Genomic DNA, 22,375 nt, shown 5'->3' on the forward strand with positions numbered 1-22,375 from the left:
CTCAGCAGTGAAGCTGGTGCTTGTCGTACTCGCAGTGAGATATGCGATTGCGCTACCAGCCACGGCAAGCGGAGATGAATAGGCCCTCGGGGTGAGCGTCGAAGGCGGTTCGGACCGCAATCTCAAGTTCAGCACCCCGCTCGTTCGGACCAGCGAAGCGGCGTCTCGCCAAACAGCGTGCTCCTGGAGCACTGCAAGCAACGGATGGCCTGGCTGAGCCGCTTCACGTACGGTCGTCGGCCCTCTTTTAGGCTTCTTCGCGAGCGCCGGCTTTGGCTTCATGGTGTTAAATGTTAATTTATTTTACGTTAACTTTTTTAACGTACGTAAGAATTATAAAACACAAATTTAGCGGTTCGTCCGAATTATCTGCTTTCGGCCCTGTTTTTGGTGGTTTTCGGCTGGCATGCACATTGCGATGCATACGGTAGCGGGCAAGAGCACGCTGACCAAAGTGACAACCAAACGAAACAGGAACTGCAATGAAAAATTTGTGCTGCATCTCGTTGATAGGCTGTGCATTCGCGTATTCCTCGAATGTGCTCGCCCAGGAAGTGACCGTGCGCATCGGTCACGTCGGACCGATATCGGGACCCCAAGCTCACTATGGCAAGGACAATGAAAACGGCGTCCGCATGGCCATCGACGATTTGAACGCGAAGAAAGTCAAGATTGGCGGGAAGACCGCGAAGTTTGTGCTCGCGGCCGAGGACGACGCAGCTGACCCGAAACAAGGTACTGCTGCTGCGCAGAAGCTCTGCGACGCGAATGTCAGTGGCGTGGTCGGACACCTGAATTCGGGCACCACTTTGCCCGCAGCCCGCATCTACAGCGACTGTGGGATTCCGAACGTCACGCCCTCTGCGACCAACCCCCAAATCACCAAGCAAGGCTTCAAGACCACATTCCGAGTTCTTGCTAACGACAATGCGCTGGGCGAGGGCGTCGTCAAGTACGCAGCATCGCAGCTGAAGCTGAAGCGCATTGCCGTCATCGACGACAGAACGGCGTACGGCTCCGGGATGGCTGAGGTGGTGAAGAAGGCGGCCGTGGCGGCGGGTCTGCAGGTGGTGGATGAGCAGTTCACCAACGACAAGGCCTACGACTTCATGGCAATCCTGACCGCAGTGAAGACCAAGCAGCCCGATGGCATCTTCTTCGCTGGCTTCGATGCACAAGCCGGCCCGATGCTGCGCCAGATGGAGCAGCTGGGCATGACGAACATCAAGTTCATGGGCGGCGACGGTGTGTGCACGGAGAAGCTGATTGAGCTTGCTGCTGGTGCGAAGACGCTTGGAAACGTCGTGTGCGCCGAAGGCGGCTCCTCCCTCGCCAAGATGCCTGGCGGTACCGCGTGGAAAGCACGCTACGACCAGCGGTTCCCTGGGCAGTTTCAGGTGTATTCCCCCTATGCCTACGACGCCGCAATGATGCTGGCCGACGCAATGGTGAAGGCGGGCTCTTCCGACCCGGCGGTGTACCTGCCGACCTTTGCCAAGAGCAGCTATCAAGGCGTCACGGCACTGATTGCCTTTGATGCGATTGGAGAGCTCAAGAGCCCTTCCATCACGTTGTATCAATACGCGAGCAACAAGAAATTGGTGCTGAACTAATCGCACCTCCCGCCTGAACCCTGGTCCTCACACGCTCGTGTGAAGACCAGGGCTGCCCAGCGTTCGCTGGTCAATCGCGCCATCAACGCGTGGACGGCTACTTAAAACAAACTTCAGAGTCAACTGTTCTCCATGGAAGCATTGGTACAGCAGATCATCAACGGTCTGGTCCTGGGCAGTATGTACGCGCTTGTTGCGCTCGGGTACACGATGGTCTACGGCATCATCGGCCTCATCAACTTCGCGCACGGCGACGTGCTCATGGTCGGCGCACTGACCAGCTGGACCATCATCGGGTGGATGAGCAGTGCCTCGCCCGACATGCCCGGCTGGCTGCAGCTGCTGGTGGCCACCCTCATCGCCATGGTGGTGTGCGGCGCGCTGAACTACAGCATCGAGAAGCTGGCCTACCGGCCGCTGCGCAATTCGCCCCGGCTGGCACCGCTGATCACCGCCATCGGCATGTCGCTGCTCTTGCAGACCTTTGCCATGATCATCTGGGAACCCAACCCCAAGGCCTATCCGGCAACGCTCTCGCGCGAGCCGATCGAACTGGCCGGTGCGGTGATCTCGGTGACGCAGATCACCATCCTGGCCACCACCGTGCTGACGCTGGCTTTCCTGATGTGGCTGGTCAACAAGACCAACCTGGGCCGGGCCATGCGCGCCACGGCCGAAAACCCGCGCGTGGCCGCCCTTATGGGCATCAAGCCCGACATGGTGATTTCGGCCACCTTCATCATCGGCGCCATGCTGGCCGCCATCGCCGGCGTGATGTGGGCGTCCAACTACGGCACGGTGCAGCACGCCATGGGCTTCATGCCCGGTCTCAAGGCGTTTGTGGCCGCGGTCATGGGCGGCATCGGCAACCTGGCCGGTGCGGTGGTCGGCGGTATTGCGCTGGGGCTGATCGAATCGCTGGGTGCAGGCTACCTGGGCCAGCTCACCGGCGGTGTGCTGGGCAGCCAGTACGTGGACATCTTCGCCTTCATCGTGCTGGCTCTGGTGCTCACGCTGCGCCCCTCGGGCCTGCTGGGTGAACGTGTGGCCGACCGTGCCTGACCGGGGAGAGATCACATGATGACCAACCTGAAACCCGGCAAGCTGCTGGCCATTGCCATTGCCACCCTCGCGCTTCTGGCGCTGCCCATCCTTTTGCAGGCGACGGGCAGCAACTCGTGGGCGCGCATCGTCGACATCGCGCTGCTGTACGTGCTGCTGTCGCTGGGCCTGAACATTGTGGTCGGCTATGCCGGCCTGCTGGACCTGGGCTACATCGCCTTCTTTGCCGTCGGTGCCTACCTCTACGGTTTGCTGGCGTCGCCGCACCTGTCGGAAACCTTCCCGGCCATCCAGGCCATGTTCCCCAACGGGGTGCACATCAACATCTGGGTGGTGATGATTGTGGCCGCCGTGGTGGCGGGCGTCGTCGGCATGATCCTGGGCGCCCCGACGCTCAAGCTGCGCGGCGATTACCTGGCCATCATCACGCTGGGCTTCGGCGAAATCATCCGCATCTTCATGCTCAACCTGGACCGTCCGGTGAACATCACCAACGGCCCCAAGGGATTGAGCCAGATCGACGCGCTGACGGTCTTTGGCATCAACATGGGGCAGCGGCAGACGATCGCCATTGGTGACTGGAGCTACACCTTCCAGCCGGTGACGATGTACTACTACCTGTTCCTGTTCTTCGTGGTGCTGTCGGTGATCCTCTCGTACCGGCTGCAGGACTCGCGCATCGGCCGCGCCTGGATGGCCGTGCGCGAAGACGAGATCGCCGCCAAGGCCATGGGCCTGAACACCCGCAACCTCAAGCTGCTGGCCTTCGGCATGGGCGCCACCTTCGGCGGCATGTCGGGTGTGCTGTTCGCATCGTTCCAGCGTTTCGTCTCGCCTGAATCGTTCTCGCTGATGGAGTCCGTCATGGTCGTGGCCATGGTGGTGCTTGGTGGTCTGGGCCACATCCCCGGCGTGATCCTGGGTGCCCTGGTGCTGGCCGGTCTGCCCGAGGTGCTGCGCCACGTGGCCGGTCCGCTGACCGAAGCCACCGGCGGCCGCCTGGGCCCTGAGATCCTGCGTCAGCTGCTGATTGCGCTGGCCATGGTGGTGGTCATGCTGTTGCGTCCGAAGGGCCTTTGGCCCGCGCCCGAACACGGCAAGTCCCTGGCGAAGTGAGTGGAGCACAAGAACATGAGCGCAGCGCAGAACCGCTTCCAGCAAGCGAACGCCCCCGTGGGGGGCAGTGAGTACACGCCAGTGACGAACGTGGGGGCACACCATGCATGAAACCATTCTCAAAGTCGCCAACGTCTCCAAGCGCTTCGGCGGTCTGCAAGCCCTCAGCGATGTGGGTATTGAAATCAAACGCGGTCAGGTCTACGGCCTGATCGGTCCCAACGGCGCCGGCAAGACCACGTTCTTCAACGTGCTGACGGGCCTGTACACGCCCGACAGCGGTTCGTTTGAACTCGCCGGCAAGGCCTACACGCCGACCGCTGTGCACGAAGTGGCCAAGGCCGGCATCGCCCGCACCTTCCAGAACATCCGCCTGTTCCCCGAAATGACGGCGCTGGAGAACGTGATGGTCGGGCGCCACGTGCGCACCCATTCGGGGCTGATCGGCGCGGTGCTGCGCACCCCCTCTTTCAAGAAGGAAGAAGCCGAGATCACCGCCCGTGCCAAAGAACTGCTGGAGTACGTGGGCATTGCCAAGTTCGCCGACTACAAGTCACGCACGCTGAGCTACGGTGACCAGCGCCGCTTGGAAATCGCCCGCGCCCTGGCGACCGACCCGCAGCTGATCGCGCTGGACGAACCGGCAGCCGGCATGAACGCCACCGAAAAGGTGCAGTTGCGCGAACTGATCGACCGCATCCGCAACGACAACCGCACCATCCTGCTGATTGAGCATGACGTGAAACTGGTGATGGGCCTGTGCGACCGCGTGACGGTGCTGGACTACGGCAAGCAGCTGTCGTCGGGCACGCCCGCCGAGGTGCAGAACGACCCCAAGGTGATCGAGGCCTACCTCGGTACTGGCGGAGGATGAGCACCCCCCGCGCCGCGCTGCGCGCGTCACCCCCCAAGGGGCAACATCTGCGGCCCGGCAAAGCCGGTTCCGCGATGTTCTCGGTTGAGGCAGTTCGCACCGGACGGTGCAACGAAGAAGGATTCTGGATATGGCAAACACACTCCTGAAAGTCAGCGGCCTGAAGGTGTCGTACGGTGGCATCAAGGCCGTCAAGGGCATCGACATGGAGGTGCGCGAGGGCGAGCTGATCACGCTGATCGGCTCCAACGGCGCCGGCAAGACCACCACCATGAAGGCGATCACCGGGTCGCTGGGCGTCGAGGCGGGCAGCATCGAGTACCTGGGACAGCCGATCAAGGGCCAGGGCGCCTGGGACCTGGTCAAGCAGGGCCTGGCCATGGTGCCGGAAGGCCGCGGCATCTTCACCCGCATGACCATCACCGAAAACCTGCAGATGGGCGCCTACATCCGCTCCGACAAGGACGGGATCGCCAACGACATCGAGCGCATGTTCGGCATCTTTCCGCGGCTGAAGGAACGCAAGGACCAGTTGGCCGGCACCATGTCAGGGGGTGAGCAGCAGATGCTGGCGATGGCTCGCGCGCTGATGAGCCAACCCAAGGTGTTGCTGCTGGACGAGCCCTCGATGGGTCTGTCGCCGATCATGGTGGACAAGATCTTCGAGGTCGTGCGCGACGTGTCCGCCCAGGGCGTGACCATCGTGCTGGTGGAGCAGAACGCCCAGCGCGCCCTGCAGATCGCCGACCGCGGCTACGTCATGGACTCCGGCGAAATCATCATGACCGGGGTTGGGCGCGACATGCTCGATAACCCCAAAGTTCAGGCCGCGTATCTTGGCGAGAGCGTAACAGGCATGCCAGAGGCCAATATCCATCATCACTGAAAGTAACTCTCTACAGAGAATGGGATGCACTATGTTGAATCAGCGACAGCAATCCTTGGGGGCGGAGCTTCGCCAAGCGGCGAAAGACTCGCCCAACCGGACATTCCTGCGCATGCAGGGTGTCGAGATGACGTTCTGGGAGGTCAACGACCTGTCGGACAAAGTTGCGTCCGGCTTGGCGGCGATGGGTGTCAAGCAAGGCGATAACGTGAGCCTGATGCTTCCAAACTGCCCGGAATTCGTGGTGGTTTGGTTTGCACTGTCAAAACTGGGCGCCGTTGCCGCACCCGTGAACACGTCGTTCCGTGGGCAAGTGCTCTTGAGCTCTATTGATTTGGTCGAGAGCCGCTTGCTGATTGCTCACGACTCGCTTGCTGAGCAGTGGCAGGAACAGATGTCCATGTTCAGCACCATCCGCCAGGTCGTCCTGGTGGGAGGTGAGACTGCGCAGCTCGCCAAGGGAGTAATGCCCTACAGGTCATTGTCGTCCATGGGAGCATTCTCTCCAGTTGTCTCAATCGCTCAACCGATTTCATCCTCAGACCTGTGCCTCCTGCTGTACACATCCGGAACAACTGGTCGCTCCAAGGCCGCGATGATTCCCCATAGGTACGTGCTGGCACAGGCCGATGGCGTTATCGAAGGGCTCGGTCTTCGGGATGATGATGTCCTTTACTGCCCCTACCCTCTCTTTCATCTCGACGCTGCCGTGATGACGGTAGCGCCCGCTCTGCGCCTGCGCTGCATCGCCGCCATTGGCGAACGATTTAGTGTGTCGCGCTACTGGGACGAAATGAGACAGTTCAAGGCCACTGTGTTCGACTTCATGGGTGCCACGCTGACGATGTTGTGGAAACAGCCACGAGGACCTGGCGACCGCGACCACCACGCCCGACTGGGCTGGGGAGTCCCGATGCCGTCCTGGGCACCCGAGTTCGAAGAACGCTTCGGGTGCCGCCTAGTCGAGCTGTACGGGTCTACCGAGGTGGGAACAATCATCTACACACCTCAGGATGAGCCTCCGCGAAAGGGTGCTTGCGGACGACTGGCGCCGCAATGGGAGGCGCAGCTTCACGATGGAGAAGGCTTTCCGGTTCCCGCAGGCTCAGTGGGTGAGCTCGTGGTGCGCCCGAGAGAGCCGGATGTCATCATGCGTGGCTACTACGGCATGCCCAACGAGACCCTCGCGGCGTTCAGGAACCAGTGGTTCCATACGGGTGATTTGCTGCGCCAAGATGCGGACGGGTACTTTTACTTCGTTGGGCGGAGCAAAGACATTGTGCGTCGTCGAGGGGAAAACATATCTTCAGCCGAAGTGGAAATGGGTCTTGAAACCCATCCCGACGTTCTCGAAGCTGCTGTTTTCGGCGTACCCAGCGAAATGACCGAGGAAGACGTCATGGCGTGCGTCTCGCTGCGCGAAGGGGCTAAGTCATCTGCCGAGGACCTGACCAACCATTGTGCGCAAGTCATGGCGCGCTTCATGGTCCCCCGATACATCCGACTCCTCAGCGTCCTGCCCAAGACGCCTACGGACAAGGTCGAGAAATTCAAACTATCCCAGATCGGCATCACTGCCGACACGTGGGACCGCGAGCGTAAGAACTAACCCAGGAGAACTCAGATGAAATATGCAACCTTGAACAGTGTGGGCCCCGTTAGCGTTGTAACGCTAAATCGTCCTGAGCGGCTCAATGCCATCGGGAAAGAGCTCTTGCGCGACTTCCATGAAGCAATAGTGTCGGCTCAGGCGGACCCCAATACCCGAGCCATTGTGCTCACAGGAGCGGGCCGGGCATTCTGCGCGGGTGATGACCTGAAGGAGTTCGATGACCAGACCACCTCCTCCGAGTCCATAGCCAGCATGTGCGATGACATCCAACAGATTACACGCGACATCATGTTTGGGACCAAGCTGGTCGTTGGTGCTGTGCATGGATACGCGGTAGGCGGTGGGTTTGAATGGATGCTGAACTGTGACCTGGTGGTCGCCGCTGATGACCTGGTTTGCTTCTTCCCAGAGATGCAACTCGGCCACTTTGTCACGGGGGGTGTCACGCATCTTCTGCCTCAGACTCTTGGCTATCAACGAGCCATGGAATTGATGGTGCTCGGGGACCGCGTGAATGCAGCCAAGCTCCAACAACTGGGCTTGGTCAATCGTGTGGTGCCGAAGGACGCGATGCTTGAGACGGCGATGACGATGGCCAATGCAGTGGCAAGCAGGTCTGCCTTCTCCACAGGTCTGCTCAAGAAGATGCTGACCTCGCAACTGAGCCCGTTCCTTGCCTCCGCACTTGAGTTGGAGCGCCAGGCCGCCATGGCGTGCTTCGGGAATGCAGATACCGCTGAGCGCATCCAGAATTTCACTTCGAAGAAGTGGTCCTGAAGAACGCCAGCACAGCGAAACTGCAAAGAAGGTGACGCGATGATGGTATTGCACCACTGCATGAGTGCGCGCTCGTTCCGGGCGCTGTGGATGCTGGAGGAGCTGGGCGTGCCCTACGAATTGCGCATGTTGGAGTTTCCTCCGCGTGCGCGCGCCAGGCACTTTCTTCAGGAGAATCCTCTGGGCACCGTCCCTCTTTTCACTGATGGCGATGTTCGAATGACAGAGTCAGCGGCGATATGCCAATACCTAGCCACCCGATTCAACGGAGCGGGTCTGGCTGTCAGCACGGAGGACGAAAGCTATGGCGCCTACCTGAACTGGCTGCACATGAGCGACGCCACGTTGACCTTTCCGCAGACTATCGTGCTTCGCTACCGACACTTTGAGCCGCATGAACGGCGACAACCGGAGGTGGCAGCGGACTATGAAAAATGGTTCCTTGGGAGACTGCGCGCCGTGGACGCGGCTCTTGAGCACGAGGCGTTTCTCTGTGCAGGGCGGTTTACAGCAGCGGATGTGGCGGTCGGCTACGCCTTGCTGTTGGCGCAGCATCTCGAACTTCATACGTCGTTCTCAAGTCGGGTACAGAGCTATTGGGACCTTCTCCAGCAACGGCGAGGATACCGGCGCGCTCATGAAATTCAGTTGGACTCTGCGAGACAGCAGTCAGTGAGCCTCACCGCGGCACCCGACCTTCGACCGTTCCCAGCAGGGGTACCCTCTGTTTGATGGAATGCTTTGGTGCGAATTTTCTTAGCCACTCAGCCGAGCGGCCAACAGGTCGGCCTGCTCGGCAAACTTCTTCGCATTGGTCCTCTGCAACTGCGCCAGGTTCTGCAGCTTCCATCGCACGCCCGGCAGATGTTCGAGGTGGTCGATGCCCAGCCGTGCCCACTCGGGTGTACCGGCAACCAGCGAGAGCAGAAAAAGCCGTTCCTCCTCGTCCAGTCCTAACTGGATCTCGCGCACAAGGCGCTCACGGGCGGCCAGCAATGCGTCCAACGGCACCGGCTCCGCCGTCATGCCCTGAAAGTTGTGCGTGAAGTCGTACTGGATGTTCCGCAGCGGTGGGAACAGCACCTCGTGCACCGGACGGTTGCTGCTGGCCAGGTAGACCACAAAGGTGCGCCGGATGCTGGGTGTTATGCCTTCGTGCGAAAAAAGCTGCATCACGTCGAACAGGTCGCGGGGATGCTGCCGATCCAGCGCCGCCACCAGCTTGCCGCCGTAAACGTCTTCCAGCGAGACCACCGGGATCTCAAGGTCGGCCATCAGCACATCACGTGCGGTCGGCGTGAGCGAGGCTTGGCGCACCGGCAGCACGGTGCCCCGCATCACGAAATTCACTTCGATCTTGACCTGTACGGGTCCACGCCGCACCAACAGCTTTGTCTCCCCCTCTGCTGCCGCCGGCGCGTGCACCTGCAAGCCCTGTTTCTTCAAGCGCTCAGCCGCTTGCCGGATGGCCTCATTGATGCGAACCAGCGCCTTGTCACGTGGCAGCGTGTGGTCGGGAAAGACCAGATCAAGGTCCACCGACAGGCGCGGCATGTCGCGCACGAAGAGGTTGATCGCGGTTCCACCCTTCAGCGCGAACGTGTCGTCCACGAATACCAGCGGCGCCACCTGCGTCAGCAGGCGCGCGGTATCAAGATAGGTCTGATTCATCGTTTTAGCACCAGCAGGCCGTCGGCCGATCGGGACACCCAGGGCCGGTCGCTGCCCGTCGGTAGCGTGGCCGGATCGAGCTTGGCTGCCCAGGGCAACGATGCCTCGCGGCCGAGTTGCAGGCAGAGCCGTACTGTCTTGACGCTCGTGCAGCGCTGCAGCAGTTCGCGCAGCACGTCGACGCGAAGGCTGTAGGCGCTTTCCACGAGCTCGCGCGCCTCCTGCAACGGCTGGCGGACACCTACGTCGCTCAGCAACTCCAGCAGTGCGCGCTCCGGCGCCGATACCTGCGGCGCTCCGCTACGTTTCTCGAACGGCCCGGCGTGCAGCAAGGCGCTAGGCGGCTCATCGAAGAGCCGCTTGCGGTGGTACTCGGCCGGAAAGCGCTCGGTGAACCATTCGGGCAGGCGCCCTGCCGCCCAGCCATAGAGCTGCAGCACCGGCTGCTGCGCCACATACTGGCGCACGCCGTACCAGTCCAGCGCCGACTTGCCGCCTACGTGCAAGCCTTTGAGGCGACGCTGCAGCAGGGTCAGGCTCGGATACAGCCCTAGGGTGTCGTTGGGCCGGCAGAAGACCCCGCGCGCCAAGCGCGTGAGCCAGCCCGCGCGCACATAGTGCACGGCCAGATCCGCAGAGATGCCAAGCGCCGCCAGGTCCTCCGAGGTCAGCGGCATCCCCGGCGGCAGGCGGGTATAGAGTGCATTTAGTTTACTCGTTCCAGTCGTAGCCATACTGCGATTCAAACACTTTATTCAAACTTCAGTCAACTTGAAATGCGATTTTGAATCGTAGCCAGACTACGACAATATAACTTATTCAAAATAACCAGACCACCCGTCGACAGCCAAGCAAGAAATCCGCACCAATCCGCCCGACGCTGTGTGTCCTTCGCTGGTTGCGGTGGGGCTCTTGATTGAGCGGCACTGCACATCGACCCAGTCGCGAGAAACGAAGCCTCCAGAAAAGACCGATATCTTCGTGCCCTGCACACCGTGACAGAACGGTGTCGGCCCGCTCCTGCCTGACATCCCGTTACTCCGGTTACTATTTGCCGAGCAAGGGGAACGAAGGAGGAGCACATCCAGTGCTGACAACAAACACGGCAGCAGAACTGTTTCGGCACCTGAGTGCGGAGAAAGCCGTGCTCTACCGCAGCATCATGGACGTATTCGCGGCAGCCAAGCGGCAGTATCGTCTCCAGTTGAGGCCGGATGAGGTCCTCGCTGAAGCCAACTGGTCCGGTTCCCCCCCGCGCCTTGAAGAAGTGAGCAGCGCCTTGGCCCAACTGGCTGAGTGGGGCAACCTTGAATCCCAGCCCGACACCGCGCGCGTATCGTCGTTGAACGACTTCTATCGTGCCCGCTTTCTCTATCGCCTGTCCCACGGGGGCGAGGCAGTGGAAGCCGGTCTGATGGTCTTTTACCAGACCCTGTACCGTCGCGCCGAACTGCAGACCGTTGCCCTGGAAGACATCACCAGCCGCCTTCTGGCGTTGCGTCAACTGGTTGACGACACCACATCACCCGATGGTCTTGACGTCGCCAAGATGCATGAGGTTCTGCGCGATCTGGTCCGCGTTTTTGAGGACCTGGCCGAAAACGCACAAGCCTTCATGGCCGGTGTGGCTCGCAGCCTTGAGCTGCAGCAGGCGGATGCGAACGCCGTCGTCACCTACAAGCGGCGGCTGATCGACTATCTCGAACGGTTCATGGGCGATCTGGTCCGCCGTTCAGAAGCGATTGCCCAGCTCATTCAATACCTCTCCTCCCGCATCGATCACATCTTTCTGCAGATTGCCGAGCGCGAGGCCACCGACGCGGCGCCGGGTGATACCCAAGACCAGATGGACGAAAAAATGCGTCGCTGGCAGGGCTGGCGAGAGCGATGGAAAGGACTGCAAGGCTGGTTCCTGTCAACGGGTACAGAGCCACCTCAGGCGGAACTGCTGCGTGCCCGGGCACGGGCTGCAATCCCCCAACTGTTGGGCGCCATCGCAGCCATGAACGAGCGGCGCAGCGGACGCAGCGACCGTTCGGCGGACTTTCGGATGCTGGCCCAGTGGTTTGCAGCCTGCGAAACAGAGAGCGAAGCGCACCGCCTTGCGCGTGCAGCTTTTGCACTCCAGCCTGCCCGACACTTTTCGCTAAACCCTCAGTCTGAAGACGACATCCCCGCGAGCACCAGCTGGCTGGATGCGCCGCCTTTGCAGATCAGCCCGCGTTTGCGTGAGTACGGAGAAGCAGCGCCCCGTGGCCCACTGGCCCGGGTGCGTGACCGCAGCGAAGAACGGGCGCTGATGGCACAACAGCTCTCGGAAGAATCGCGCCAGGTGGAGGCGGCACGGCAGCGTCTGGCCACCGGTCAACCAATCAAGCTCTCTGAACTGGGCGATCTGGACACACACGCGTTTGGCCTGTTCCTCAGCCTGCTCGGTGAAGCACTGGCCGAGCAGGCACATCCGGATCAGACCGTGGAACGCCAAACCGGTGACGGACTACTCCACATACGGATGGAGCCCCTGGCGGCGGACAGTCGTGCTCGCATCTCCACATTCAGCGGTGTGTTCTCGGGTCGCGATCACCTGCTCACGATCTCCCTGACTCAGGAGTCGATGTGAACATTCGCGTTGCGCCACGACAAGACAGCCAGCGCATTGGGGATCTCCAGAAGGCGCAGCAGCAGGACGAGTTCAGCAGAGGCTTGCGTGCACTGTTGATGCGCCCCCTGATGGCAGCAGGACACGAGGACTTTCCTTCCGTGCGGCGCCAGGCCGAACGGTTGAGAGAGTGGTTTTCCCGGGAAACCGGCTGGCCTTTGCACGTGGACCGCGAGGGAGCGCGGCTGTTCAAGCGCCCCGCCAATCTCAGCGACGACACGAGAGGAATGCCTGCATATGACAAGCGCCGCTATGTGTTGCTCTGCCTGGCCTGTGCGGTGCTTGAGCGTGCCGATCCCCAGATCACCCTTCAACTGCTGGGCGAACGCGTGATGCTGTTGGCGTCAGAAGCCACGCTGCAATCGCGAGGCTTTGAGTTCACGCTTCGCACCGCCGCAGATCGGCGTGACCTGGTCGCTGTCTGCAGAACCTTGCTTGAGTACGGTGTCTTGCAACGCGTTGCAGGGGAGGAAGAAGGCTTCATTCACGATGGCAATGGCACCCAGCACGACGCGCTCTACGACGTGCAACGGCGAATGCTAGCAGGCATGCTGGCCGCTGTGCGTGGTCCCTCGACCTGGCGCTCCGAGGATGCACCCATTGAGTTCGAGAACCGCCTGCGGTCTCTGGTTGTCGAACACCAGGTCGAGAGCGAACAAGGGCGACGTGACACCTTGCGCCATCACCTTGCTCGGCGCCTGCTGGACGATCCAGTGATCTACACCGCCTCGCTCGATCCGGATGCGCAAGCGTATTTCATCAATCAGCGAGGCACCATGGCCAGCCGCCTCTGCGAAGCCGCCGCCCTGACCGCTGAGCAACGTGCCGAAGGGCTGGCGCTGACCGACGAGTCCGGTCAGTTGACCGATGTCTCGATGCCAGCAGAAGGCACCGAAGCGCATGCCACGCTGCTGGTAGCCGAACATCTTGCCCAGCGTCTGCGTCTCGATTCCGGATCTGCAGGAACCACGGACGAAGCGGTTGCAGCTTTCTTGCGTGGCGCCGTCGAGCGGTATGGCCGCTATTGGCGAAAGTCGGTACGGGAGCCCGGCGCGGAACGGGAACTGGCCGACATCGCTCTTGACAGGCTCTACAAGCTCCAACTGGTCCACCGCGAGGAAGGTTGGATTCATCCACGCCCAGCCATCGCAAGATTTGCGCTCGGAGAAACCCAGGTGCGCCCGCCCACATCGCGCCCTGGCCGTCCAGATACGCTTTTTGACGAATGACAGACGCCCTCTTCACTCCATCACCGCCACATCGCCCTGCCCTCCCCGAACCTCAGCGGGAGCGCTGGCAGCCACTGAGGCTGGGTCTGGTCGAACTCTTTCACTACGACAGCGAGGAATTCTGGTTCAGGGACGGCCATCTGCTCCTGCGAGGCAACAACGGAACAGGCAAATCCAAGGTGCTTTCGCTGACCTTGCCATTCTTGTTCGATGCCCAGTTGCGGCCATCACGCATTGAGCCCGATGGCGACAACGGGAAGAGGATGGCCTGGAACCTGCTGATGAGTTCCTATCAGCGACGCATCGGCTACACCTGGATCGAATTTGGTCGCCGGACCGCAGATGGTGTTTCTCACTACCTCACCCTGGGTGCCGGCCTGTCGGCAGCGGTGGGGAAAACACAGGTGGACAGTTGGTTTTTCATCCTTGAAGGTGGGCCAAACGGTGCCGATCCCCGCATTGGTCAGGATATCTGGCTCACCAATGAGCAGAAGATGGTCCTTACCCGGGAGCGCTTGCGCGAAGCGGTTGAAGGGCAAGGTCGAGGCAAGATTTTCGAAAACGCCCACAGCTACCGCCGCGCAGTCGATGAACGCTTGTTCCAGATAGGGACCAAGCGCTATGAAGCGCTGATGGACACCTTGATCCAGCTTCGCCAGCCTCAGTTGTCAAAAAAGCCGGACGAAGCAGGGCTGTCGCATGCATTGACAGAGGCGCTACCGCCCATGCCGATCGAGTTGCTCAGCGATGTGGCTGAGGCCCTCAACCAGTTGGAGGAGGATCGAATCCAATTGGAGGACATCCGTTCACTGGAACGGGCCATCAAACACTTCGAGCAGCGATATCGCACATATGCAGGTACGGTGACGCGACGTCAAACGCGAGAGCTCAGGCAGGCCCAGACGGGGTTCGACAAGGCGAGCGAAGGACGCAACAAGGCCCATGCGGACTTGAAGGATGCCCAGGACGCAGAGGATCAGGCCCAAAAAGATCACACGGAGACCAAAGAGCTTCTGGCGGCGGCACGGACACGCCTGGAAACCCTTCAAAGCGATCCGGCCAATCAAGACGCCAACCGCCTGAGTCATGCGGAAACCGATGCAAAGGATCGGAAGAAAGAAGCCGAAGCTGCTCAAGCGCTTCGCGATCAGGCCCGAACAAACCTGACCCGTGAGGAGGAACGCAGCCGCCACTCGAACCAGCGCTCAGCGGAGGCCAAGAGCGAGCTCCTGACCACACGCAGCCGCTGCGCCGAAGCGGCAGAAGCAGCGGGCACAGGATCCACGCTATTGGACAACCTTCTGGTCACGCTCGCGCCGGAAGAGCTGCCCCAATTGGCGTCTGTAGAAATCGCACGAGCAACAACTTTGCTGCGCGAGGCAACCAGCAAACGCCGTGAGGACATTCGTCACCTGGAGTCGCGACATACGACGGTGAATGTCAAGCAACAGGCTCTGGTCAATCTGCAGGCCTCGCAACGTGATCGCCAGGCAGAGCTGGAAGAAGCAGCAGAGCGACGGGCCGCGGCCGACCTGAATACCGAAACGACTGGCAACGAACTGATCGACGCTTGGCACATCCATTGCTCCAACCTGGTCCATCTGCACCTTGACCAAGTTGCACCACTGGAACAACTTGTCGATTGGGTTGCACGTCCAGAAGGTGCAAACCCCATTCAAGAGGCATTGACCGAGGCGTATCGGCAATCGACCCAACGCCATGCCGCTCAGCACTCGGCGTTGACCACCCAACAGAACACCCTCCAGTCCGAACAGGAAACGCTCAGCACTGAAAGGGATCGGCTGCTCGCCGGCCACGATGCGGTTCCCACGCCTCCAGCCATGCGGGCAGCGGGGGTCCGTGATGGACGCCCGGGGGCTCCGTTGTGGCGACTGGTGGACTTTCAGTCTGAGCTGGACGCGAAGCAGCGTGCGGGATTGGAGGCCGCACTTGAAGCCTCGGGCCTGTTGGACGCTTGGCTGTCGCCCGACGGCGCATTGACCGACACCAATGGTGTGCAGTTGCTTGACAGCTCATGGGTACGTCGCCCGCCGATCCCTGGCCACAACCTTGCGAGCGCGCTGCACCCCGATGTCCCTGACGACAGCGCAGTGACCGCTGAACTGGTTGCGTCCTTGCTTGCCACCGTAGCGTATGGGTCGGAAGATCACGGCGAGAGCGAGTCGTGGGTCAGCGAGCAAGGTGGTTACCGCTTGGGTACCCTCGCCGGCGCCTGGCAGAAGCCACAGGCCGTCTACATTGGTCACACAGCCCGCGCGAACGCACGACAACGCCGCCTCGACGAGATTGCGGACCGTCTGGGCGAGATCGACATCCTGCTGGAAGAGTTGCAACAAAAATTCCTGCGCCTCACGCAGGATGGACAAGAGGCGGAGCGCGAATGGAAGGGCGCACCGTCCGACCATCTGCTGCGCGCGGCAATTCTCGCTGCAGCCAGTGCGGAGCGGGAGGTGCTCCAGGCCCGTCAGCGTCTTGACGCTGCTGATGCCCAATGTCGAACCGCTGAAGCGGAACTTCAGTCCGCCCGAGAGACCTTGGAACGCGACGCCGCTGACCTTCAACTGCCCTCGGTGTTTGCGGACTTGTCGCCCATCAACGAAGCATTGGACCGATTCGCCAACGCTCATCAGCAACTGGCCCTGGCAACACGGGAATGGTGCAGTGCCTGGCCCGAGTACCAGACGCAACAGGAGCGTGAGAAAGAGGCTATGGAGGCCTTGAGCGAACGGGCGGCGTCGCTCCTCACTGCCAGCGAGCGAGCAGCTGAGTCTGCGGCGCGCTATGAGGTCCTGAAAGGAATGATCGGCGCCAAGGTTGACACGCTGCGTCAACAACTGCGCGATGCGTCCGCAGAGGTCTTGATCGCTGATGGAGCGTGGGAGGCCGCCCGGTCCGTTCTGACCAAGGCGAGCGAGAAGCGCGCGGTGGCGGCAAGCCAAGCAGACTCCGCCGATGCCGTGCTGACTGAGCGAGCGGCCACCCGCGCGCACGCCATAGAGCGCCTGCAGCGCTTCACTGAGAGCAGCTTGCTGGCGTCCGCGCTACCGGATTTTCCGGTTCCGGACGGGAACATCCCCTGGACCATTGACCCGGCTCTGAACCTCGCTCGCCGGGCCGAACAGGCACTCGCCCACATCGCGGACGATGAGGCGGCATGGAGTCGTATTCAACGGCAGATCGCTGAAGACCTGACAGCGTTGCAGCGATCACTCAGTTCGCTGGGCCATCAGGCGACCTCGGAACCCAATGACTGGGGATTCTCTGTTCATGTCATCTACCTGAACAGGCCTGAGCGACCCGATGCCCTGTCCAATCGGCTGGCCGACGAGATCGCGCAACGCAGCGAGCTGCTCACCGCCAAAGAGCGAGAGGTTCTGGAAAACCACTTGCAGGCGGAAATCGCTGCCGAGATTCAGCGCCTGATGCGCGCGGCCGACAAGCAGGTGGATGCCATCAATGAGGAGCTCCGCAAACGCCCCACGTCCACGGGGGTACGCTACCGCTTGCAATGGCTCCCCCTGACACCTGAACAGGGCGCACCCACCGGTCTTGAAGTCGCCCGCGAACGCTTGCTCAACCGAAGTGCCGACATGTGGTCGGCTGAAGACCGCAGCGTGGTGGGTGCCATGCTTCAGCAGCAAATCGCCGCGGAGCGCGCACAAGCAGACGCCGGCACCACAGGTTCAAGCCTGGTTGAGCAGTTGGCAAAAGCTCTGGACTATCGCCGCTGGCATCGGTTCAGCGTGCAAAGGCATCAGGATGGTCAGTGGCGCAAGCTCTCTGGTCCAGCCTCCAGCGGGGAACGCGCACTCGGTCTGACTGTTCCCTTGTTTGCGGCCATTTCCAGCTTCTATGGGCGAGGAGGCAGCCCACTTGCACCTCGCCTGATGCTGCTCGATGAAGCGTTTGCAGGCATCGACGACGCGGCCCGAGCACATTGCATGGGACTGATACGCGAGTTCGATCTGGATTTCGTGATCACCAGTGAGCGCGAGTGGGCCTGCTACGCAGAGCTTCCAGGCGTATCGATCTGCCAGCTCCAACGCCGCGAAGGCGTGGACGCGGTCTTCGTCTCTCGTTGGGCCTGGGATGGTCGAGCCAAGCGACGGGAAGACGACCCGGACCGCCGCTTTTCCACGCAGTGATCCACATGGCGAACGATCCCAGTATTGATCCAAGGCTGATCCGAAGGCTCGGGGGTACCGAGCTTGCTGGATTGCGACAGCGGATGAGGCGGCATTTCGAGCGGCATGGACGCGGCTCAGAAAAAACAGGCTTTCACCTGACCAGCCTGAGCGCCGTTGAATACGAGGCTTTGGCTCTGCTCATTGGTCTCCCACCCCGCCCCACCCGATCTGTCCGAATCGACGTTGCTCAATTCGACACTGCTTTGCAAGAAGCAGGCATGGCCAACTCGCTTCATGAAGCCTTGGAAGCACTGGATGGCCCCATCGTGAACCGAACAGAGGCCAAAGCCGAACTGCAGTTACGCTGGTCCAGCGTCACTGACGGTCAAGGGCTTCACCCCTCGCTGTGCGCGTGGTTGCAGGGATCATCAGCCGTCGGCCTACTCAAGCGGGTGTCCAAACAAGAGCCCCAAACCGCTCACTTACTGCTACAGCAAGCGCACGTGGTCTTGCAGCGCCTGCCAGCCCAGGGTTTGACACGCGCCCAACTGGCCGCCGATGCGCTCGGCAATGCCCATGCCCTCGATAATGGACAAGCCGTAGCTACGGTTGTGTTGGCCGCATTGCAACATGGCGCCAGCACCGATGAACAGGAGCAATCCCCTTCTGAGGAAGCCACAGATGAAGCAGATGGCGCTCGTCGACCCAGCGAACGGGCGCGAGATATCTGGGCTCGATCGGGCGTGCTCGTCAACGAGTTGGCCCGCCCCGCTCTGTTTCTGAATTTGCCAGTTCGCACTCCGTCAAACGCGCCGGCCGCACCAGGTGAACCAGGCTATCTTTCTCTGCGTCGGCTCTTGAGAACGCCCCCTGCCTGGGATGTTGCGGATCAGATCATCTACGTCTGCGAGAACCCCAACATCGTCTCGATTGCTGCGGACCGTTTGGGTGCTGCATGTGCCCCACTGGTGTGCACCGACGGCATGCCTGCGGCAGCGCAGCGTGTGCTGTTGAAACAGCTGTCAGACGCAGGGGCCCAGCTGCGGTATCACGGTGACTTTGACTGGGCCGGTATTCACATCGCTAACAACGTCATGAAGCTCTGCAGATGCGGCCCTTGGCGCTTTGGGAGCGAACACTACTTACAGGCACTCGAAACAGCGCCGCCTAAAGATCGAGATCTGGAGGAAACCGCAGTTGCAGCGTCTTGGGACCAGGCATTGACCGAGTCGATGCAGTCACATGGAATTTCCATCGCTGAGGAGGCTGTTGCGTCCCTGCTGGTCAACGATCTACGGCAATCCATGCCGCTGCCGGTCGGTTGAACTTGGCACGATGAGTATTCGCAACAGACAAAATTGACAAGAAGGAGCGCGACCGAATGAATACCCAAGCACAGGGACTGATATCCGACCTTGCCCTTCACACACTGGGATGGAAGGCCTTTCAGGACCTTTGCGCGCAGGTCTGTGCCGAGGTCCTGAGCACCACTGTGTCTATCTACCGCGAAGCCCAAGATGGTGGACAGGATGCGGTCTTTCTTGGAAAACGTTCAACACCGGACTCCGTCGTTGCGGAGATCACCGTTCAGTGCAAATTCAGCAGCAAAGCGGAACATCGCCTGAGACCCAGTGACATTGACCCGGAGTTGGAAACGATTCGTGCATTGGTCCAAAACGGACAAGCACACGCGTACTACTTCATCACCAGCCTCGGCGTGGACGCCCCGGTTGCAGCCACCATTCGCACCAAGCTACTCGAAGCCGGAGTCAAAGAGCCGCATGTTCTCGGCCGAGAATGGTTAACACTCCAGATCCGCCAAAGCGCGCGATTGAGAGCCTTGGTACCACGGGTATATGGACTGGGCGACCTGTCCATCATTCTGGATGAACGCTGCGTTCACCAAACTCAAGCCCTTTTGGGCCACATGCTGCCAAGCCTCAGTGTCTATGTTCCGACGGCTGCTCATCGAAGTGCCGTGCGGGTGCTATCCGATCACGGCATTGTGCTGTTACTCGGCCCACCCGCCACTGGAAAGTCCATGCTGGCCGCCATTTTGGCAACGACGGCCATTGATGGCGATGGTCACCAATGTCTCAAATGCGAGGGTCCGCTTGAACTGATTGAGCGGTGGAACCCACATGAGAAAGGCCGCCTGTACTGGATTGACGATGCATTCGGGCCGAACCAACTGCGCAGCGACTACATCGACAGCTGGATCAGCGCGATACCCAAAGTGAAAGCCGCGATCGATAGTGGCAATCGCTTCATCTTGACCTCACGCAACCACATATGGAACGCAGCCAAGGTCAAACTTGGCACACGGAACCATCCTCTCTTTGAGGACGGGCGCGCGGTGGTCGATGTCGGTAGCCTCAGCCCCGATGAGAGGGAGCAGATCGTCTATAACCATGTGAAGGCGGGAAATCAGGCCCAGCCATGGAAACGACGTGTGAAGCCTTATTTGGGCTCGATCGCATCCAATCCGCAACTCCTCCCTGAGATCGCCCGTCGTCTGGGCGACAACAGCTACACCAAAGGCCTGGTCGATGTCCCAACGGATCTCGTCAAATTTGTTGCCGAGCCAGCGGAGTTCCTCAAGCACACCATCCTTGAGTTGACCGACCCACAACAGGCGGCCTTGACACTTGTCTTTCTCTGGCGCTCGCGGCTGCCGTTGCAGGAAATTTCCGGCGAAGAAACCAAACACGTCGCCGACAAATACGGTGTCACTATCGCTGCTATGGTTGATGCCCTCCCACAGTTGGAAGGGGCATTTCTCAATCGGCGACGGGAAGACAACCAAGACTTTTGGAGCTTCATCCATCCAACATTTGCGGATGCCATCAGCAGCATCTTGAGCACCCGCCCCGACCTCGTCGATTTGTATCTCAGAGGTACTCCTGTGGTGACCCTCTTGAACGAAGCGGTGTGCGATGGCGCGGAGCCTATTCCTGATGCAGTCGTAATTCCCGCATCGGCCACCGAGCATCTTGTCACTCGCTTGGTCGGCACGCCAAATGAACTGAACTCCAATCGGGATCTCTTTGACTTTTTGACCCACCGCGCGTCTGAGTCTGCACTGAGGGCCGTATTGACAAAAGACCCCAGCATCTTGGACAGAACAGACTCAAACTACTGGAGAGTGACTTGGAGCCGGCGAATCCAGCTCCTCGCTCGAGTGAACCGACTCGGCTTGCTGCCGTCAGGTTTGCGAGATGAGGTGTCCGATGAGCTTGAGAGCGCCGCGCTCAACGAGTTTGATGCCTCGTTCCTGAATAAAGACGAGGTACTGGCCTTGATGCACCCATCCAGCTTGGTCCGAATGACAACCCGCTTGGTCGACCTTCTCGATGACGGGGTGCCACAGCGCATCAAAGAGTTGGTCGAGACGACAGAGCCTGACACCGATTTGGTCGACCACTTCGACGATATCCAGAGTTTTGTTGCTCGGCTTCAAGAGGCGTTCGATGAAGAGGCATCTTCTCAGCAGAAGCTTCTCTCGCTGAGTGAGCAAATCAAGGCGGCAATAGAAGTCGCCTCGAAGCGCAAAAAAGACGAAGACGACGAGGAATTTTGGCCCAACATCACTCCGGCGAAGGTCACCACAGCACCTCGCAAAGGCCGATCTGTCTTCAGTGATGTGGACGAATGAGGTTCTGGAAACTGAAATCAAGACAGAACTCGGGCAACTCCAATGCGGCATTCAGGTTTGCTGGGGAGATGCGATGCTTCCTGAACGGATCGCTCCCGATGGCGTGAAAACCTGGTTGGCACGCTACGTAGTCTCTGGCGTCCAGAAGCAGACTTGGCTTCATCCTCCGCACAGCAGTGGTGGAGACGAAAAACACATGTCACGGGCGCAGGCCAGCGCTGATAACGCCCAATAAGTGCAGCTATTTATGTTGCAAGAGCCTGCGGAATTCGTAGGCCCGGCACTTCCACCAAGTCTTGACCGACGCGGAAAACTTCTTGAACACCGCCACCGAGCTGAACATCGAGCATTACCAGTAAGTCCCCAAGATCTGCATATTGCATTTTCAGGCCGAGCCTCTCACGTCTCGCACCCAGGTCGGTTTCCGATCGCTTCACGCCCCACTGCTCTGTGTATGCGCTGCTGGAATTTGTGCCGCGCGAAACTGGGACAAGCCTGATGTACTTGTAGCCACGAAGTTGTGCCATTCGCCGGTTGTACATATGAGCCAGCACCTTGCCCTCTACAACATCGTTTCCGAAGGCGGCAACGTACGCTTGACGATAGCGGGTGTAGTTGTGGCTTACCCATACTTGTCTTTTTTCAAAGAACACATCAGATCGCTGATGGGTCCAAATTGGAAGGCGTTCGTCTCGAGGTGGCGGTGGGTCAATCGCCACGAGAAGTGCGCGACCGGGAGAGAGTACTTTGACAATGTCGCCGATGTGCTCAGAGATTGCCGCCTCGTCCACAGCAACGATTGGGACATGCAGGCACTCCGGGAGTCCCCACTGGCGAATTGCCTGAAAGTACGCGGGCTCGTTTCGAGTGCGAGGCATTCTCATCTGGCGTCGTACGCAATGAAGTTGTCCCGATGGCAGATGTAGGCCAAGGCATGGACGTAGCCTGGACTGCTGCACAAATCGGCGAGATCACCAAAGACAGCAGACTCTGCCCTTTTGGCTTTGTGTGGATCGGGCCTTGTGGCGCTGTTGTTGGACATGGCGAAGAGGGTTCTGTTGAAACTGAACGGT

At 60.3% G+C, this 22,375-nt stretch carries 16 protein-coding genes; 13 read left to right on the forward strand and 3 right to left on the reverse strand.

Annotated elements, in window-relative coordinates; genetic code table 11:
• The first annotated feature begins 482 nt into the window (after nucleotides 1–482).
• The 8 genes from L0977_RS03185 (at nucleotide 483) to L0977_RS03220 (ending at nucleotide 8,672) form a co-directional block, all read left to right on the forward strand.
• On the forward strand, nucleotides 483–1,613 hold the full coding sequence (locus L0977_RS03185) for a branched-chain amino acid ABC transporter substrate-binding protein (RefSeq protein ID WP_234263257.1): 1,131 nt from the start codon (nucleotides 483–485) through the stop codon (nucleotides 1,611–1,613).
• Nucleotides 1,614–1,745: 132 nt separating this feature from the next.
• Nucleotides 1,746–2,675: a branched-chain amino acid ABC transporter permease gene (locus L0977_RS03190; protein WP_234263258.1), complete on the forward strand. Its 930-nt coding sequence runs from the start codon at nucleotides 1,746–1,748 to the stop codon at nucleotides 2,673–2,675.
• Between the two features lie 18 nt (nucleotides 2,676–2,693).
• Nucleotides 2,694–3,791, forward strand: a complete 1,098-nt coding sequence (locus L0977_RS03195) for a branched-chain amino acid ABC transporter permease (RefSeq protein ID WP_234263304.1) — start codon at nucleotides 2,694–2,696, stop codon at nucleotides 3,789–3,791.
• A gap of 103 nt (nucleotides 3,792–3,894) precedes the next feature.
• Nucleotides 3,895–4,665 (forward strand): ABC transporter ATP-binding protein, encoded by a 771-nt coding sequence (locus tag L0977_RS03200; protein ID WP_234263259.1) that lies wholly within the window; start codon nucleotides 3,895–3,897, stop codon nucleotides 4,663–4,665.
• Between the two features lie 130 nt (nucleotides 4,666–4,795).
• The gene (locus L0977_RS03205; RefSeq protein ID WP_267966311.1) at nucleotides 4,796–5,551 is read left to right on the forward strand and encodes an ABC transporter ATP-binding protein; all 756 of its coding nucleotides are present in this window, start codon (nucleotides 4,796–4,798) and stop codon (nucleotides 5,549–5,551) included.
• 31 nt (nucleotides 5,552–5,582) lie between these two features.
• Entirely contained in the window at nucleotides 5,583–7,160 is a 1,578-nt protein-coding gene (locus L0977_RS03210) for an AMP-binding protein (protein WP_267966312.1), read from the forward strand.
• 15 nt (nucleotides 7,161–7,175) lie between these two features.
• Nucleotides 7,176–7,940, forward strand: a complete 765-nt coding sequence (locus L0977_RS03215) for an enoyl-CoA hydratase/isomerase family protein (RefSeq protein WP_234263261.1) — start codon at nucleotides 7,176–7,178, stop codon at nucleotides 7,938–7,940.
• A gap of 39 nt (nucleotides 7,941–7,979) precedes the next feature.
• A complete protein-coding gene (locus L0977_RS03220) occupies nucleotides 7,980–8,672 on the forward strand; it encodes a glutathione S-transferase family protein (protein WP_234263262.1) in 693 nt (230 codons plus the stop codon).
• A 24-nt stretch (nucleotides 8,673–8,696) separates the two neighbouring features.
• Here L0977_RS03220 and L0977_RS03225 read toward each other — a convergent pair whose 3' ends face one another.
• Entirely contained in the window at nucleotides 8,697–9,611 is a 915-nt protein-coding gene (locus L0977_RS03225) for a nucleotidyl transferase AbiEii/AbiGii toxin family protein (RefSeq protein ID WP_234263263.1), read from the reverse strand.
• Complete coding sequence (locus tag L0977_RS03230) at nucleotides 9,608–10,345, reverse strand: type IV toxin-antitoxin system AbiEi family antitoxin (protein ID WP_234263264.1); 738 nt, start codon at nucleotides 10,343–10,345, stop codon at nucleotides 9,608–9,610. Before L0977_RS03230 ends, L0977_RS03225 begins: the two co-directional genes overlap by 4 nt.
• A gap of 353 nt (nucleotides 10,346–10,698) precedes the next feature.
• On the opposite strand from L0977_RS03230, the gene L0977_RS03235 reads away from it, so the two are divergent.
• Genes L0977_RS03235 through L0977_RS03255 form a run of 5 tightly spaced genes read left to right on the forward strand, consistent with a single transcriptional unit; the run spans nucleotide 10,699 to nucleotide 21,302 of the window.
• Nucleotides 10,699–12,231, forward strand: a complete 1,533-nt coding sequence (locus L0977_RS03235) for a TIGR02677 family protein (protein ID WP_442786603.1) — start codon at nucleotides 10,699–10,701, stop codon at nucleotides 12,229–12,231.
• The gene (locus tag L0977_RS03240; RefSeq protein ID WP_234263265.1) at nucleotides 12,228–13,499 is read left to right on the forward strand and encodes a TIGR02678 family protein; all 1,272 of its coding nucleotides are present in this window, start codon (nucleotides 12,228–12,230) and stop codon (nucleotides 13,497–13,499) included. The genes L0977_RS03235 and L0977_RS03240 overlap by 4 nt, the downstream gene beginning before the upstream one ends.
• Nucleotides 13,496–17,665, forward strand: a complete 4,170-nt coding sequence (locus tag L0977_RS03245) for a TIGR02680 family protein (RefSeq protein WP_234263266.1) — start codon at nucleotides 13,496–13,498, stop codon at nucleotides 17,663–17,665. The genes L0977_RS03240 and L0977_RS03245 overlap by 4 nt, the downstream gene beginning before the upstream one ends.
• A 5-nt stretch (nucleotides 17,666–17,670) precedes the next feature.
• The gene (locus tag L0977_RS03250; RefSeq protein ID WP_234263267.1) at nucleotides 17,671–18,972 is read left to right on the forward strand and encodes a TIGR02679 family protein; all 1,302 of its coding nucleotides are present in this window, start codon (nucleotides 17,671–17,673) and stop codon (nucleotides 18,970–18,972) included.
• Between the two features lie 56 nt (nucleotides 18,973–19,028).
• Nucleotides 19,029–21,302, forward strand: coding sequence for a hypothetical protein (locus tag L0977_RS03255; RefSeq protein ID WP_234263268.1), 2,274 nt, complete (start codon nucleotides 19,029–19,031; stop codon nucleotides 21,300–21,302).
• Between the two features lie 245 nt (nucleotides 21,303–21,547).
• Here the strand turns inward: L0977_RS03255 and L0977_RS03260 are convergent, their stop codons facing one another.
• Complete coding sequence (locus L0977_RS03260; protein WP_234263269.1) at nucleotides 21,548–22,093, reverse strand: hypothetical protein; 546 nt, start codon at nucleotides 22,091–22,093, stop codon at nucleotides 21,548–21,550.
• Nucleotides 22,094–22,375 lie beyond the last annotated feature (282 nt).

Source organism: Hydrogenophaga sp. NFH-34 (assembly GCF_021401345.1).
Taxonomy (GTDB): domain Bacteria; phylum Pseudomonadota; class Gammaproteobacteria; order Burkholderiales; family Burkholderiaceae_C; genus Hydrogenophaga; species Hydrogenophaga electricum.